Consider the following 16659-nt stretch of genomic DNA (forward strand, 5'->3'; position numbering starts at 1 on the left):
AAAGCGGCAGCTGTACTGACCTACTGTCATTTTCTTGCGTGACTTGGGGCTGTGGCTGTGCATTCGTAATCCGATGCAAAGCTTCGTCGTCCAGCCCCAAGCCTATCCGGACAAGCGCGCGCCCGCGGACCGGGCCGCCGACTTTCGGGAGATTGCGGATCGCTACGCGGTTCCGCCCGCCGAGGCGCAATCGTCGCGCTGTGCCCAATGCGGGGTGCCCTACTGCACGGTGCACTGCCCGCTCCACAACCACATCCCCGACTGGCTGCGCCTGACCGCGGAGGGGCGGTTGCGCGAGGCGTACGAGCTGTCCAACGCGACCTCGTCGATGCCGGAGATCTGCGGACGCATCTGCCCGCAGGATCGCCTGTGCGAGGGCAATTGCGTGATCGAGGGATCCGGGCACGGCGCCGTGACGATCGGGTCGGTTGAACGCTTCATCACCGACACCGCATGGGAACAGGGCTGGGTCGAGCCGCTCGAACCCGGCCGCCCGACCGGGCGTTCGGTCGGGATCATCGGGGCTGGACCCGCGGGGCTGAGCGCGGCGGAGCAGCTGCGGATCGCCGGGCACGACGTCCATGTCTATGACCGCCATGATCGCAGCGGCGGGCTGCTGACCTACGGCATTCCGGGCTTCAAGCTGGAAAAGCCGGTGGTGATGCGCCGGGTGGAACGGCTCGCCGCGGGCGGGATCCACTTCCACAACGGGTTCGAGGTGGGCCGCGACGCGACGCTGGAGGAGCTGCGGCAGCGTCACGACGCCGTGCTGATCGCCACCGGCGTCTACAAGGCGCGTGCGCTGAAGGCGGCGGGCAATCCGCAGAGCGGGATCGTCGAGGCGCTCGACTATCTCACCGCATCGAACCGGAAGGGCTTCGGTGATGCGGTGCCACGCTTCGATGATGGCACGCTGGATGCGGCCGGGCGCCATGTGGTGGTGGTGGGCGGCGGCGATACCGCCATGGACTGCGTGCGCACCGCCATCCGCCAGAAGGCGGCGTCGGTCCGGTGCCTTTACCGGCGCGATCGGGACAACATGCCCGGGTCCCTGCGAGAGGTGGCGCATGCCGAGGAGGAGGGGGCGGAGTTCGTGTGGCTGTCCGCGCCCGACGCTTTTTCAGGGTCGGATCGGGTGACCGGCGTCCGGGCAACCGCGATGCGGCTCGGCCCGGCGGACGCCGGCGGCCGGCGCGCGCCGGAACCGCGCCCGGACGGCGGCTTCGATCTTCCGGCGGACCTCGTGATCAAGGCGCTGGGCTTCGACGCGGAAGACCTGCCGACGCTGTGGGGATCGCCCGACCTGGGCGTCACGCGCTGGGGCACGGTCCGCGTCGACCACCGCACGATGATGACCGCGCTGGACGGCGTGTTCGCCGCCGGCGACATCGTGCGCGGCGCCAGCCTGGTGGTCTGGGCGATCCGCGACGGACGCGAGGCGGCCGACAACATCCACGCCTGGCTGCGCGCCAAGGCAGCGAGCGAGAGGGTGGCGGCATGACGACCATCGGGCCTGGCAGGGCGGCTCCCGCTCTTGCGGTCGCAGCGCTGCTGGCTTTGGCGGGCTGCGACGGCGGCGGCGGCGCTGCTGATGACGTGAATGGCGGGGATGCCGCGAACGCGGCTGGAACGGCGACCGCGCCGGGTGCCGCCACCGCGACCGCCGCTGGCGGGGAGACCGCCGCCATCCCGGAAACGGACGATCCGGCGCTCGATTATGCGCGCCTGTTCATGCCGGCATCGCAGGTGACGGATCAGGGCGTCGCCCTGTTCCGCCAGACGTTCGACGCGAGCTTTGCGTCCGTGCCGGAAAATGTCGCGCTGGAACGCGCACGGCCCGGCACGCAGCAGGCCGCGCGCGAAGCCGGCGCCGCTGCGATGGAAGCCGTGTTCCGGCGCGAGCTGCCGGGCATCCAGGGGCGCATCGCGGATGCCGTGCGGGGCCGGGCGACGGCGGACCAGTTCCGCGAGATCGGCCGCTTCATGCGCACCGACACGGCCCGTGCGATGCAGCGCGGCGCCAGCCAGAGCATCGCGGGCCCCGCCATGGACCGTGCCGGCGACGGTGGCCCTGCGCTGCGTGCCGGCGATCTGGCGCGGGCAGGCGCGGCATCGGTCGGCGCGCTGACGACCGAACAGGCAACCGAGCTCCAACGTTTCGCCGCCACGCCGGCCGGTCAGGCGCTGAACGAGATCGGCCCCGTCGCCGCATCGCTGGTGATGCGCGAGACGAACGCGCTGGCCCAGCGTGCCGAGCCCGAGGTGCGCGCCGCCATCGCCAAGGTCGTGCAGGAGCGCACCCGGCCATGACCGGCGGCCACCGACACCCTCTCCTCTCCATCCGGACGTCCCGATGATGCTGCTTTTGATCCTTCTCGCCGCAACCCAGCCGGCGGCGCCGCCGCCTCCGGTCGCATCGCGCGCGGAGACGGCGCGCCCGGTCAGTGCAGAGGCGCTGGCGCTCGCGGAGCTGCTTGCCGGACCCGACCTCGTGTTCGGCCCCGGCAGCCAGCAGCAGGCGCGCGCGATGATGATCGACCTGTACGGGCGCGATCCGGGAATGCAGGAGATCGAGGCGCGATCGCCCGGCACCGCCGCGGCCGTCGTCGATGCCATCCTGCCGATCGTGACGCGGTCGGCGGAGCGGCGGCTGCCCGGCCTCCATCAGCGGCTCGGCGCGCTTTACCAGCAGCGGTTCACGCCGGGCGAGATCGGACGGCTGCGCGCCTTCTACGGGTCGCCGACGGGGATCCGCTTCATTCGCGGGATGCAGCAGCGCGTCAACGGCGACGCGACGGTCGAGTCCGCGGCTGCGCGCCGCGACCGTGTTCCCGACAGCAGCGCCGTGCTCGAGGACCTCGGCCGCGCTGGCCAGGCCACCGCGATGGCCTTGTCGCCCGCCGACCAGGAGGTGCTGATGCGGCTTCGTGACGGCGGTCTGCTGCAGAAGGTGGAGCGGATGAACCCGGAGGCGGCTCGCACGCTGGTGGCCTGGAGCCAGGAGCTGAGCGCCGAGGACCAGACCGAGATCATGACGGCCAGCCAGGAAATCGTGCGCAAGCGTCTGGCCGGCGCGGAGAAGCAGCGATGAGCCCGATCGATCCCGTGGAGGCAGAACGCGCCCGGCTGGCGCGCGACGGCATGTACCGCCCCGACATGGAGGGCGATGCCTGCGGCGTCGGTCTGGTCGCGGCAGTCGACGGCCGCCCGTCGCGGCGGATCGTCGCGGCCGCCATCGAGGCGCTTAAGGCGGTGTGGCACCGCGGCGCCGTCGATGCCGACGGCAAGACCGGCGACGGCGCCGGGCTGCTGGTCGACCTGCCGGTGCGCTTCTTCGACGATGCCATCGCCGCCGCGGGCCACCGGGTGCTGCCCAACCGCCTGGCCGTCGGCATGGTGTTCCTGCCCCGCACGGACCTTGCCGCGCAGGAGACCTGCCGCGCGATCGTCGAAAGCGAGCTGATCGAGGCGGGCTGGACGATCTACGGCTGGCGCCAGGTGCCGGTCGATACCTCCGTGATCGGCCCGAAGGCGGCGGCGACGCGGCCGGAGATCGAACAGATCATGGTCGCAGGCCCCCTGCCGGGCGACATGGCGGCCGCCGAATATGAGAAGCGGCTGTACCTGGTGCGTCGCCGCATCGAGAAGCGGGTGGTGGAGGCGCAGGTCGCCGACTTCTACATCTGCTCGCTGTCCGGCCGGTCGATCATCTACAAGGGGCTGTTCCTCGCGGAATCACTGTCGGCCTTCTATCCGGACCTGGGCGACCAGCGCTTCGAAAGCCGCGTCGCGATCTTCCACCAGCGTTATTCCACCAACACCTTTCCGCGCTGGTGGCTGGCGCAGCCGTTTCGCTGCCTGGCCCATAATGGCGAGATCAACACGATCCGCGGCAACAAGAACTGGATGAAGAGCCACGAAATCCGGATGGCGTCCATCGCCTTCGGAGAGGAGTCCGAAGACATCAAGCCGCTGATCCCGGCCGGCGCGTCGGATACCGCCGCGCTGGACGCCGTGTTCGAGGCGATCTGCCGGTCGGGCCGCGACGCGCCGACCGCAAAGACGATGCTGGTGCCCGAAGCCTGGCAGCACAATCCGGAACTGCCGGACAGCCACCGCGCGATGTACAGCTATCTTGCAAGCGTGATGGAGCCGTGGGACGGCCCGGCCGCGCTTGCCATGACGGATGGGCGCTATGCCGTCGCCGGCACCGATCGCGCAGCGCTGCGCCCGCTGCGCACCACCCTGACCGCCGACGGGCTGCTGATCGTTGGATCGGAAAGCGGCATGGTGGTCGTGCCCGAAGCGAACATCCTGGCAAAGGGACGGCTCGGCCCGGGACAGATGATCGCCGTCGACCTGGACGAAGGCGTGCTCCTGGACGACCGCGCGCTGAAGGACCGGATCGCGGGCGAGCAACCCTATGCCGCACTGACGGAGGGGCAGCTCGGCCTCGACGACCTGCCGCCGCCAGCGTCCGACGCGCTGCCCGCCTGGACGCGCGCGGAGCTCGGGCGCCGGCAGGTGGCGGCCGGGCAGACCATGGAGGACATGGAGCTGATCCTGGCGCCCGCGGTGGACGACGCCAAGGAAGCGATCGGATCGATGGGCGACGATACGCCGCTCGCCGTCATCTCGGACAAGCCGCGGCTGATCCACGGCTTCTTCCGGCAGAATTTCAGCCAGGTCACCAACCCGCCGATCGATCCCCTGCGCGAAGGCGCGGTGATGAGCCTGAAGACCAGGTTCGGCAATCTCGCCAACATCCTCGACACCGCGCGCAGCAGCGACGGCGTGGTGGTGCTGGACAGCCCGGTGGTGGACTCCGCCGGATGGAGCCGCCTCCAGGCGCACTTCGCCGATCGTGCGGCGACCATCGACTGCACCTTCCCGGCGAGGGGCGGCGCATCGCGCCTGAAGGATGCCATCGCCCGTGTCCGCGCCGCCGCCGAACAGGCGGTGCGCGAAGGCCGGACCGAGCTGTTCCTGACCGACGAGCATGTCGCCGAGGACAAGGTCGCCATCCCGATGGTGCTGGCGGCCGCTGCCGTCCACACGCATCTCGTCCGCCGGGGCCTGCGGTCCTACGCATCCGTGAACGTGCGTGCGGCCGAGTGTCTGGACACCCATTATGTTGCGGTGCTGGTCGGCGTGGGCGCGACCACCGTGAACCCGTATCTGGCCGAAGCCGCCATCGCCGATCGGCAGGCGCGCGGCCTGTTCGGCGACCGCAGCCTTGCCGAATGCATCAGGCGCTATCGCAAGGCGCTGGACGACGGGCTTTTGAAGATCATGTCGAAGATGGGGATCAGCGTGATCTCCTCCTATCGCGGCGGCTATAATTTCGAGGCGGTGGGCCTCAGCCGCGCGCTGATCGCCGACCTGTTCCCGGGCATGCCGTCCAAGATCTCGGGCGAAGGCTATGCCTCGCTGCAGCTCAACGCCTGCATGCGGCACGAGGCGGCCTTCGACCGGGCGGTGGCGACGTTGCCCGTCGGCGGATTCTACCGCCAGCGGCCGGGTGGGGAGTCGCACGGCTGGACCGCGCCCCTGATGCACCTGCTGCAGACGGCGGTTTCGACCGACAGCTATTCGACCTATCTGCGTTTTTCGCGCGGGGTGGCGGAGCTTCCGCCGGCGACGATCCGCGACCTCCTTGAGCTGAACGAGGCGCCAACCCCGCTGCCGATCGAGGCGGTGGAGCCGGTGACGGCGATCCGCAAGCGCTTCGTGACGCCGGGCATGAGCCTGGGCGCGCTGTCGCCCGAGGCGCACGAGACGCTCGCCATCGCCATGAACCGGATGGGCGCCAAGGCGGTGTCCGGCGAAGGCGGCGAGGATCCCGAACGCTTCCGCCCGAAGCCCGGAGGCGACAACGCCAATTCCGGCATCAAGCAGATCGCGTCCGGCCGCTTCGGCGTCACGGCGGAGTATCTGGGCGCGGCCGAGGAGCTGGAGATCAAGGTCGCGCAGGGCGCAAAGCCGGGCGAGGGCGGTCAGCTGCCCGGCTTCAAGGTGACGGAGATGATCGCAAAGCTGCGCCACGCGACGCCGGGCGTCACGCTGATCTCCCCACCGCCGCACCACGACATCTATTCGATCGAGGATCTGGCGCAGCTCATCTACGATCTGAAGCAGATCAACCCGCGCGCCAGGGTGTGCGTGAAGCTGGTGTCGTCGGCCGGCATCGGCACGGTCGCGGCGGGCGTCGCCAAGGCGCATGCCGACGCGATCCTGGTGTCCGGCCATGTCGGCGGCACCGGTGCAAGCCCGCAGACCAGCATCAAATATGCCGGCACGCCGTGGGAAATGGGCCTGAGCGAAGTCAATCAGGTGCTGACGCTCAACGGCCTGCGCCACAAGGTGCGGCTGCGCACCGACGGCGGGCTGCGGACCGGGCGCGATGTCGTGATCGCGGCCATCCTGGGCGCCGAGGAATATGGCATCGGCACGCTGAGCCTGGTGGCCATGGGCTGCATCATGGTGCGGCAGTGCCATTCCAACACCTGCCCGGTCGGCGTCTGCACGCAGGACGAGCGGCTGCGCGAGAAGTTCGGCGGATCGCCGGAGAAGGTGATCAACCTGATGAGCTTCATCGCCGAGGAAGTGCGCGAGCTGCTGGCGAAGCTGGGCGTGCGGTCGATCGACGAGCTGATCGGGCGGACCGACCTGCTCCGCCAGGTCAGCCGCGGTGCGGAACATCTCGACGACCTCGACCTCAACCCCATCCTGGCCAAGGTCAGCACGGAGGTGGGAGGGCCGCGCTTTGCCCCCGCCACCTTCCGGAACGAAGTGCCCGACAGCCTGGATGCCACCATGCTGGGCGACGCCGCCCCCGTGTTCGAGCGGGGCGAGCGCATGCAGCTCAGCTACAATGTCAGGAACACGCACCGCGCGATCGGCACGCGGCTGTCGGCGGAGGTGGTAGCGCGCTACGGCATGTCGGCGCTGGCCGACGGGCATGTGCAGCTGCGGCTGCGCGGCTCGGCCGGTCAGTCGCTGGGTGCGTTCCTGGCCAAGGGCATCCGGATCCAGCTGTTCGGCGACGCCAACGATTATGTCGGCAAGGGCCTGTCGGGCGGCGAGATCATCGTGCGCCCGCCGCCATCCGCCCAGCGCGAAAGCCAGCTGAACACCATCATCGGCAACACCGCGCTCTACGGCGCCACGGCCGGACGCGTGTTCGCGGCGGGGCAGGCGGGTGAACGCTTCGCCGTCCGCAATTCGGGCGCCACGGTCGTGGTCGAAGGCTGCGGCGCGAACGGGTGCGAATATATGACGGGCGGCACCGCCGTGATTCTGGGGGCGGTCGGCCCCAATTTCGGCGCGGGCATGACGGGCGGCATGGCCTTTGTGCTGGATGCCGACGACGGCTTTGCCCGCCGCGCCAACCCGGACAGCATCCTGTGGCAGCGCATCGCTCATCCGGAGTGGGAGCGCCGCTGCCGCGACCTGATCGAGGCGCATGCCGCCGCGACCGAAAGCCGCTGGGCGCGCGGGCTGCTGGATGATTGGGCGGGAACGCGCGCGCGGCTGTGGCAGGTCTGCCCCAAGGAGATGATCGGCCGTCTGGACGTGCCGCTCGCCGAGCCGGAGCCGATCGCGGCCGAATAGCGCCGGTCAGCGCCGGAGCATCAGCCATCCCGCCAGCGCGCCCAGCGCCAGCACCGGCCAGCCGCCGTCGGTGCGCAGCAGATAGCCTGCGCCGATGACCGTCAGCGTGGCGAGGAGGACGAGGGCGGCCGTTCGCCCGAACAGCGCGAGGATGCGGCTGACGCCGACCGCCGTGGCGGCAACGGCGTTGAGGCCGAGCCAGAGATAAGAGCCGGCCGCGCCGATGCCGCCCGCCAGCGGCAGCTTCACCGTGGCGTAGCCGGTCATCGCATTGGGAAAGCTGTCCGCCGCCAGATGCATGCCGAGCCCGATCGCCAGCCCCGCCGCGACCGGGTGCCAGCGGCGGCGGAGCAGCGCCGGCATCGCTGGCAGCAGGCTGTGGGTCAGGCCGCTGCGGTGGGGCAGTCCGACCGCCGCGTCGATGTCCGGCAGGTCCAGCCCGGCGACGGTGGCCAGGATCACGGCCGCCATCGCCGCCGGCGGCCAGTGCCGCGCCGCCACCGCGGCAAGGCACGCCACGGCGAGCCACAACAAAGCCTCCATTCACACCCTTTCGCACAGGCCCGCCCACGCCTAACAGCGAAGCCCATGTGGCAACTCTATCAGTTCCCGCTCTGCCCCTTCTCGCGCAAGGTGCGGCTGCTGCTCGGTGAAAAGGGCATCGGCTATGAGCTGGTGCGCGAATCGCCGTGGGAGAAGCGCGACGAGTTCATCGACCTCAACCCGGCCGGGCGCACGCCGGTGCTGGTCGATGCCGAGCGCGGCACGGTTCTGATCGAATCGGCGGCGATCTGCGAATATCTGGAAGAGACGGTCAACCAGGCGCCGATGATCTCCGGCACTGCGGTCAACCGGGCGGAGATCCGTCGCCTCACCATCTGGTGCGACGAGATCTTCCATGCCGAAGTCGGCGAGCCGATGATGCGCGAGCGCATGGTGAAGCGGCTGGTGCATCGGCAATCCCCCGATGCGGGCGCTCTGCGCCAGGCGATGAAGGCGGGCAACGTGCTGCTCGACTATCTCGACTATCTGCTCGATCACCGCACATGGCTGGCGGGCGCGACCTTCAGCCTGGCCGATCTGGCGGCGGCCGCGCACATCTCCGTCGCCGACTATCTCGGCGGCATCGACTGGCGCGGGCATGAACAGACCAAGCGCTGGTATTCCGGGCTGAAGAGCCGCCCCAGCTTCCGGCCGCTGCTGTCGGAGCGGATGGAGGTGATCAGCCCGCCCGCGCACTACGACAAGCCGGACTTCTAGGCGGCGGGCGGGTGGCCGGCCCGGGCCGCCGGCCTCAGCGCAGCTGCGACAGCAGGATCACGCCCAGCACCGCCATCAGACCAATCAGCACCTTCAGCGCGATGCAGCGTTCCTTGTGGCTGTGTTCGGACAGGGCGTGATCGTCGAGCCAGGTGCGCCCCTCCTCCTGGCGAAGCACGCCCTGCCGCACCAGCCGATGCGCGTAGCGTTTGTGAATGCGGGTCGGCGGGTCGTAGTGGATGGCGCGGCGGGGGGAGACGGCGCCTGCCCGGCGGTGGGCGTCGATCACGTCGTTGCGGCGCTGCGCGACCGCCAGGGCGATGGTCGCGGTCGCGCCCGTCGTCACGCCCAGGTCGCCGTCAGGAGGTAGTCGAGCGACAGGTCCTCGCTCAGCCTGAACCCGCGCGTCGGGGAAGCGGCAATCCCGCAGATATCCACCACGCGAAGTCCGGCACCGTTGACCATCGCTGCCAGATCGTCCGGCGTGAGGAATCGGTTCCAATCATGGGTCCCGCGGGGGATGGCGCCGGTGCTCTCGGCCAGCGTGACGATGGCGAGCCGCGACAGCGCGGTGCGGTTCGGCGTCGACAGGATCATCAGCCCGCCGGGCGCGAGCGTGGCGGCCAGCCCGCGGACAAAGCCGGGCTGGTCGGCGGCATGCTCGATCACCTCCAGCGAGCAGACGAGGTCGAACGTCTCGCCGGCCAGCTGCTCGACGCCGCCCGCGCGATAGTCGATCTGAAGGCCCTGCGCGGCGGCATGGTCCCGCGCCACGGCGACGGCCTCGGCCGCCGCATCGACGGCGGTGACGGCGGCGCCCAGCCGCGCGAGCGGTTCGGCCAAGAGGCCGCCGCCGCAGCCGAGATCCAGCGCGCGGCGCCCGTCGAGCGGCCGTCGGACGCGCGGATCGAGCTGCCAGTGGCGATCCACCTGGTCGCGAATGTAGCGCAGGCGCGGCGGGTTGAGGCGATGGAGCATCGCCGACCGGCCGGCCGGATCCCACCAGTCCGACGCCATTGCCCCGAAATGCGCCGCCTCGCGCGGGTCGATCGTGGTGCCCGAAAGCGTCGGGAGCGACTGGTCGAGCGCACCGGGCGCCGTGCTTGCCATCATGATTCGCCGATCCTATCAGGACAGGGCGCAGCGGGCGACCATGCGCTTTTCCAGACGTGGGACGGGGGGCAGGCCGGCATGGCGCGCATCGTCATGAAGTTCGGCGGCACGTCGATGGCCGGGATCGAGCGGATCCGGACGGTCGCCGCCCGCGTGAAGACCGAAGTCGACGCCGGCCATCAGGTGGCGGTGGTGGTGAGCGCCATGGCGGGCGAAACCGACCGGCTGGTGGGTTTCTGCCGGGAGGCCGCGCCGCTCTACGACCCGCGCGAATATGACGTGGTGGTGGCGTCCGGTGAGCAGGTGACCAGCGGGCTTCTGGCCATCGTGCTGCAGGCCGCGGGCGTGCCGGCGCGCAGCTTCCTCGGCTGGCAGCTGCCGATCGCGACCAGCGACGCGCATGCGTCCGCCCGCATCCTGTCGATCGACACGGGGTCGCTCGATGCGGTGCTCGCCTCCGGCGCGGTGGCGGTGATCCCGGGCTTTCAGGGCATGGCGGCGGACGGGCGCGTGTCGACGCTGGGGCGCGGCGGATCGGACACCAGCGCGGTTGCGGTGGCGGCCGCGATGAAGGCCGACCGCTGCGACATCTACACCGATGTCGACGGCGTCTACACGACAGACCCCCGCATCGTGCCGCGCGCCCGCAAGCTGAAGCGCGTCACCTATGAGGAGATGCTGGAGCTCGCATCGGTCGGCGCCAAGGTGCTGCAGACACGGTCGGTGGGGCTGGCGATGAAGGAAGGCGTGCGCGTGCGCGTGCTGTCGTCCTTCACCGGCGACGGCGGCGCCGATCAGGGCACGCTGATCGTCGGGGATGCGGAGATCGAGGAGACCGAGATGGAAGAACAGCTCATCACCGGCATCGCGCATGACCGGAACGAGGCCAAGGTGACGCTGGCCGACGTGCCGGACCGGCCGGGCGCGGTGGCGCACATCTTCGGTCCGCTGGCGGCGGCGAGCATCAATGTCGACATGATCGTGCAGAACGTGGCGCACACCGGCGGGTCGACCGACGTGACCTTCACCGTTCCCGCCGCCGAGCTCGCCCGCGCGCTGGACGTGCTTGAAGGCGAGCGGGAGCGCATCGGCTTTTCGCGGATGCTGCACGACACCAAAGTGGTGAAGATCAGCGTGGTCGGAGTCGGAATGCGCAGCCATGCGGGCGTCGCGTCGACCATGTTCAAGGCACTGGCCGACCGCGGCATCAACATCCAGGCGATCACCACGTCGGAGATCAAGGTCTCCGTGCTGATCGAGGAAGACTATACCGAGCTGGCGGTGCGCGTGCTCCACACCGCCTATGGTCTCGACGCGCCGGTCGCCTGACCTTCCGGCGCGGGCGCGCCGCGCCTTAACCTTTCGCTAAGCCGCATCGGCGACAAGTCCCTATCCCATTGATGGGCGGGGGAAAGCGCCGTGGCGGACGCGGTCGGGGACGAGATCGGATCGGCGGCGGAAACGGCGGCGGCACCCGCTGCGGCCGGTTCCTGGGGCATGCTTCCGGCAACGCTGGCGCTCGCCGCCTGCGGCGGTGGCGGCGGCGGGGCCGCACCGGCGCCGTCTGCAGGCAGCGGCGGATCGACGCCCGTGGTGGTGGTGCCGGCCGTGCCGACCCAGCAGCAGGCCAGCCGCTTCCTTGGGCAGGCGACGATGGGCGCCACCCGCGCAGAGATCGACGCGGTCGTCGCCAAGGGCTTCGAGGGTTGGTTGAACGAACAGTTCGCCCTGCCGCGCGAGGTGAAGCACTGGGATTGGCTGGTGAACGCCGGCTTCAACGTCGCGACCAACAAGGACAACACCGCCGGCTTCGACGCCGTCATGTGGCGGCAGATGATCGCGGCGCCGGACCAGCTGCGCCAGCGCGTCGGCATGGCGCTGCTCGACATCCTGGTGGTCGGCATCGACGGCATCAACCTGAACTGGAAGCAGTTCGCGATGGCCGCCTATGTCGACGTGCTGCTGGACGGCGCCTTCGGCAACTACCGCGACCTGATGGAGGCGGTCACCACCAACGCCGCGATGGCGTCGTTCCTGACCTACCTCAACAACCGCAAGGCGGACACGCGCACCGGCGCGCTGCCGGACGAGAATTATGCGCGCGAGCTGATGCAGCTGTTCACGCTGGGCGTGCACCAGCTGAACATGGACGGCACGGTGAAGGGCGGCGGCAGCCCGATCGACACCTACAGCCAGGCCGACGTGTCGCAGCTGGCGCGGGTTTTCACCGGCCTGACGCTTGCCTCGGCCGACAGCTCCACGCCGGACCGCTACCGCCTGCCGCTGGTCGTCAATGCCGGCCAGAACGAGGCGGGGGGGTCGACGGTGCTGGGCGTGGGTGTCGGCGGCGGCGGCATGGTGGCGGTCAAGAGCGCGCTGGACGTCATCTTCCAGCACCCGAACCTTCCGCCCTTCGTGTCCAAGCAGCTGATCCAGCGGCTGGTCACTTCCAACCCGTCGCCTGCCTATGTCGGCCGGGTCGCGCAGCGCTTCGTCGACAACGGATCGGGCGTCCGCGGCGACCTGAAGGCCGTCGTCCGCGCGATCCTGACCGACCAGGAGGCGCTGGGATCGGCCAGCCTGACCGCCCAGTCGTCCGGCAAGCTGCGTGAACCCGTGCTGCGCCTGACCGGATGGGCCCGCGCCTTCGGCGTTTCCTCGCCGTCTGGCGCGTGGAGCTTCGGCGACACCAGCAATCCGTCCAACCGGCTGGGCCAGGCCAAGGGCCGCAGCCAGAGCGTGTTCAACTTCTACCGTCCCGGCTACGCGCCGCCTGCAACGGCGATCTCCGCCTCCGGCCTGGTCGCGCCCGAATTCCAGATCACCAACGAACAAAGCGTCGTCGGCTACGTCAACTACATGCACGGGCTGGTCGCGAACGGCGCGGGCGATGCCAAGGCGGACTACACCGCGATGGTCGCCAAGGCCGACAATTCGGAAAGCCTGGTCGGCGAGGTGAACCTGCTGCTTGCCGCCGGCCAGCTGAGCGCGGCCACCGTGGGATCGATCCGCGCGGCGGTGGACAGCGTGGCGCTGACCGCCACCAACGGCGCGATCAACCGCGTCGGCATCGCCATTCTGCTGACGCTCGCCAGCCCCGACTATCTGCTGCAGAGGTGATCATGAGCCGGTTCGACCATGACCAGTCGCGACGCGCCTTTCTGAAGCGTTCGGCCGCGCTCGGCGTCGCGGGTGTCGCCACCCCCTTCGTCACCAGCCTGGCCGCGATCGGCGAGGCGGCGGCGGCGACCTCCACCGACTACAAGGCGCTGGTCTGCATCTTTCTCTACGGCGGCAACGATTATGCCAACACGCTGGTCCCCTATGACACCGCCAGCCACGCCGCCTATGCGACCCTGCGCGGCGCGCTGACGCTTCAGCGCGATGCGCTGGCGGCGACCGCGCTGGTGCCGGACGTGGCGCTGCCCGGTGCGCGCGCTTATGCGCTTGCCCCCACCATGGCGCCGCTCCTCCCGCTGTTCGATGCCGGGCGCCTGGCGGTCGCGATGAACCTCGGCACGCTCGTGGAGCCGACCACCAAGGCGCAATATAATGCGCGCTCCGTCCGGCTGCCGCCCAAGCTGTTCAGCCACAATGACCAGCAGAGCTTCTTCCAGGCCTCCAACCCGGAAGGCGCGACCTCCGGCTGGGGCGGGCGCATCGGCGACCTGTTCATGTCAGGCAACGGCGCCTCGACGCTCACCTGCATCAACGCCAGCGGCAATGCCGTCTACCTGACGGGCAAGTCGGCGATCCAATATTCGATCGGGACCGGCGGCCCGGTGCCGCTGATCGGCAACAGCCAGACGGTCTACGGCTCCGCCACCGCCGCGGGCACGCTGCGCCAGCTGATGACGGGGCAGTCCGCGCCGATGATGGCCGCCGAACATGCGCGCATCTCCAAACGGGCGCTCGACACCTATCAGCAGGTGACGACCGCCCTGGCCGGTGCTCCCAACAGCAACTTCCCGCTGTTCCCCAGCGGCAACGGTCTGGCCGACCAGCTGCGGATGGTGGCGCGGCTCATCTCCGTCTCGGCCACGCTCGGCGCCAGGCGCCAGGTGTTCTTCGTGTCGATGGGCGGCTTCGACCTTCACGACAACCTGGCCGTGCAGCAGCCGGTGCTGATGGGGCGCGTGGCCGCCGCCATGCGCGCGTTCCACGACACCACCGTGCAGCTGGGCGTGGACGACCGCGTGACCAGCTTCACCGCGTCCGATTTCGGTCGCACGCTCTCGATCAACGGCGATGGATCGGATCATGGCTGGGGCAGCCACCATCTCGTGATGGGCGGCGCGGTGAAGGGCCGGAAGCTTTATGGCACGGCGCCGATCGTCGGCGCCGGCACGCCGGACGATGTCGGGCAGGGCCGGCTCATCCCCACCATGTCGGTGGATCAATATGCCGCCACGCTCGCCGGCTGGTTCGGCGTGTCCGGGGGCGAGATGGGAACGGTGCTTCCCAACATCGGCAACTACAACCCGTCGAGCACCAACATCGGCTTCCTTTGAGGAACGCTTGCCGGGGCGCGGGCGGCGCTCTAGCCAGCGGCGATGACCGACACCATCGACGCGCCTGCCGCCGCTATCCCCACGCCCGCCGATGCCGGGGGCGAACGCCGCCTGCGCGCGCTGATGAAGCGCGGCACCGATTTCCTCGGGTCCGACTGGGCGATCCTGGGCGGCGCGATGTCGTGGGTGTCGGAACGCAATCTGGTGTCGGCGATCAGCAACGCCGGCGGCTTCGGCGTGATCGCGTGCGGCGCGATGACGCCGGATCTGCTCGACCGGGAGATTGCGGCGACGCGCGCGCTCACCGACCGGCCGTTCGGCGTCAACCTGATCACCATGCACCCCGCGCTTTCGGACCTGATCGACGTATGCGCGCGCCACGGCGTCGGCCATGTCGTGCTGGCGGGCGGACTTCCGCCGGCCGGCAGCCTCGACCGGATCAAGGCGTCGGGCGCCAAGGTGATCTGCTTCGCCCCCGCGCTCGCGCTCGCCAAGAAGCTGGTGCGCTCGGGCGTTGACGCGCTGGTGATCGAGGGGATGGAGGCGGGCGGCCATATCGGCCCGGTTTCCACCAGCGTGCTGGCGCAGGAAATGCTGCCCGACGTGGCCGACCTGCTGCCCGTGTTCGTCGCGGGCGGCATCGGCCGCGGCGAGGCGATTGCGGGTTACCTCGAAATGGGTGCAGCCGGCGTGCAGCTGGGCACCCGCTTCGTCTGTGCGACCGAAAGCATCGCGCATCCGGCATTCAAGAAGGCGTTCATCCGCGCGTCCGCACGCGATGCGGTGGCAAGCGTGCAGGTCGACGATCGACTGCCGGTGATCCCCGTGCGCGCGCTGAAGAACGCCGGCACCGAAGCCTTCACCGCCAAGCAGCGCGAGGTCGCGGGCCTGATCGACTCCAAGGCCGTGGAGATGGCCGAGGCCCAGCTGCAGATCGAACATTACTGGGCAGGCGCGCTTCGCCGCGCGGTGATCGACGGCGACGTGGAGCATGGATCGCTGATGGCGGGACAGTCCGTCGGGATGGTCAAGCGGGAGGAGCCGGTCACCGCGATCATGTCCGAATTGATAGGGGAGGCGGCCGCCGCGCTGTCTCGCCGTGGGACTGGTGCCACTGTCGGTTAAATTGACATTTACGACAGTCCGAGGCATTTCAGCGACCGGCAATTGCGCAGTTTTCGGAACTTTTGTAACGTTGGCCCGCAAATTGCTCAGGGGATGTTCGATCGGCAACGATTGAGCTTAGGGGCAAGATGATGACCAAGATGATTTTGGCGGCGGCCGCCGCTGCCACCCTTCTGACTGCCGCGCCGGCTTCGGCTGCGCAGTTCGTGTTCAACTTCGGCACCGGCGGCACGGCCGCGACGACCAGCGGCAACAGCTACGGCAACTCCCAGACGTTCACGCTGGTGAGCGGTGGTGAGACGCTGCAGCTGCGCGTCAGCGCCTTCTCGGTCGTCAACAACCAGATCGTCCAGGCGTTCGTCGGCCGCTACGACAACGGCCTCGGCGTGATCAACCCGAACGACGGTGGCAGCAACTACCACGCGGTCGACAACATCGGCTCGACCGACTTCCTCGTGTTCCAGCTGAGCAAGGTCGCGTCGGTGACCTCGGCGACGACGGTCGCTTATGCCGACGACTCGGACTTCCTGGCCCGTCTCGGATCGACGCAGCAGGCCTGGAACCAGGCGCTGACGTCCACCAACATCAACTTCACCTCCGACAAGCAGGTGACCGGCAACGGCGGCACGCTGACGCGCAGCCTGTTCGCGACCAGCAGCACCGGCAATCTCCTGCTCGTGCAGGCGGGCGGCACGGACAACCTGGCCGATGCCTTCAAGCTGCGGTCGCTGACCTTCGTGACGCCGGCCGCCGCCCCGGTGCCGGAGCCGGCGACCTGGGCGATGATGATCGCCGGTTTCGGCCTGGTTGGAACGGGCTTGCGCCGCCGCCGCTCCAAGAACGCACCGCACGTTCTCGCCTGAGCGCAGCCGCAAGAGGAAGGGCGGGACGCGGGGGGTCGCGTTCCGCCCTTTTTCGTGTCTGCAGTCCGTCGTGGCGCGGCCGAGCCGCGGAACGGCCATGTCTATACGCGCCGCTTCAACCGCTTAGCGCAGATCAGCGGCTGTCATCAGACTGTCCCCAAAACGTCATCGCT

13 protein-coding genes are annotated in these 16659 nt (G+C 69.6%); 10 read left to right on the plus strand and 3 right to left on the minus strand.

Annotation, left to right across the window (positions count from 1 at the left end):
• Positions 1–73 precede the first annotated feature (73 nt).
• The 4 genes from GGR88_RS13420 to gltB are packed head-to-tail and all read left to right on the plus strand — an operon-like array spanning position 74 to position 7614.
• Entirely contained in the window at positions 74–1501 is a 1428-nt protein-coding gene (locus GGR88_RS13420; protein ID WP_167955881.1) for an NAD(P)-dependent oxidoreductase, read from the plus strand.
• Entirely contained in the window at positions 1498–2310 is an 813-nt protein-coding gene (locus tag GGR88_RS13425; protein WP_167955883.1) for a hypothetical protein, read from the plus strand. The genes GGR88_RS13420 and GGR88_RS13425 overlap by 4 nt, the downstream gene beginning before the upstream one ends.
• A 43-nt stretch (positions 2311–2353) precedes the next feature.
• Positions 2354–3091 (plus strand): DUF2059 domain-containing protein, encoded by a 738-nt coding sequence (locus GGR88_RS13430; RefSeq protein WP_167955885.1) that lies wholly within the window; start codon positions 2354–2356, stop codon positions 3089–3091.
• Positions 3088–7614, plus strand: a complete 4527-nt coding sequence (gltB, locus tag GGR88_RS13435; RefSeq protein ID WP_209023397.1) for a glutamate synthase large subunit — start codon at positions 3088–3090, stop codon at positions 7612–7614. The genes GGR88_RS13430 and gltB overlap by 4 nt, the downstream gene beginning before the upstream one ends.
• Positions 7615–7620: 6 nt before the next feature.
• Here gltB and GGR88_RS13440 read toward each other — a convergent pair whose 3' ends face one another.
• Complete coding sequence (locus GGR88_RS13440) at positions 7621–8145, minus strand: hypothetical protein (protein WP_167955887.1); 525 nt, start codon at positions 8143–8145, stop codon at positions 7621–7623.
• Between the two features lie 57 nt (positions 8146–8202).
• On the opposite strand from GGR88_RS13440, the gene GGR88_RS13445 reads away from it, so the two are divergent.
• The gene (locus GGR88_RS13445; RefSeq protein WP_167955889.1) at positions 8203–8874 is read left to right on the plus strand and encodes a glutathione S-transferase family protein; all 672 of its coding nucleotides are present in this window, start codon (positions 8203–8205) and stop codon (positions 8872–8874) included.
• 34 nt (positions 8875–8908) lie between these two features.
• On the opposite strand, the gene GGR88_RS13450 is transcribed toward GGR88_RS13445, so the two are convergent.
• Both GGR88_RS13450 and ubiG read right to left on the minus strand, forming a co-directional pair.
• A complete protein-coding gene (locus tag GGR88_RS13450) occupies positions 8909–9220 on the minus strand; it encodes a hypothetical protein (protein ID WP_167955891.1) in 312 nt (103 codons plus the stop codon).
• Positions 9217–9984 carry a bifunctional 2-polyprenyl-6-hydroxyphenol methylase/3-demethylubiquinol 3-O-methyltransferase UbiG gene (ubiG, locus tag GGR88_RS13455; protein WP_167956262.1) on the minus strand — a complete coding sequence of 256 codons (768 nt, stop codon included), beginning with the start codon at positions 9982–9984 and terminating at the stop codon, positions 9217–9219. Before ubiG ends, GGR88_RS13450 begins: the two co-directional genes overlap by 4 nt.
• Before the next feature lie 81 nt (positions 9985–10065).
• Between ubiG and GGR88_RS13460 the strand changes: the two genes are divergently transcribed.
• The 5 genes from GGR88_RS13460 to GGR88_RS13480 all read left to right on the plus strand — a co-directional run bounded on the left by GGR88_RS13460 (position 10066) and on the right by GGR88_RS13480 (position 16486).
• The gene (locus tag GGR88_RS13460) at positions 10066–11316 is read left to right on the plus strand and encodes an aspartate kinase (protein ID WP_167955893.1); all 1251 of its coding nucleotides are present in this window, start codon (positions 10066–10068) and stop codon (positions 11314–11316) included.
• 90 nt (positions 11317–11406) lie between these two features.
• Positions 11407–13107, plus strand: a complete 1701-nt coding sequence (locus GGR88_RS13465; RefSeq protein ID WP_342449806.1) for a DUF1800 domain-containing protein — start codon at positions 11407–11409, stop codon at positions 13105–13107.
• Between the two features lie 2 nt (positions 13108–13109).
• The gene (locus GGR88_RS13470; RefSeq protein ID WP_167955895.1) at positions 13110–14498 is read left to right on the plus strand and encodes a DUF1501 domain-containing protein; all 1389 of its coding nucleotides are present in this window, start codon (positions 13110–13112) and stop codon (positions 14496–14498) included.
• 123 nt (positions 14499–14621) lie between these two features.
• Positions 14622–15623, plus strand: coding sequence for an NAD(P)H-dependent flavin oxidoreductase (locus GGR88_RS13475; protein ID WP_245197166.1), 1002 nt, complete (start codon positions 14622–14624; stop codon positions 15621–15623).
• Positions 15624–15751: 128 nt separating this feature from the next.
• On the plus strand, positions 15752–16486 hold the full coding sequence (locus GGR88_RS13480; RefSeq protein WP_245196971.1) for a PEPxxWA-CTERM sorting domain-containing protein: 735 nt from the start codon (positions 15752–15754) through the stop codon (positions 16484–16486).
• Positions 16487–16659 lie beyond the last annotated feature (173 nt).

It is taken from the genome of Sphingomonas jejuensis, from assembly GCF_011927695.1.
Taxonomy (GTDB): Bacteria; Pseudomonadota; Alphaproteobacteria; order Sphingomonadales; family Sphingomonadaceae; genus Sphingomonas_K; species Sphingomonas_K jejuensis.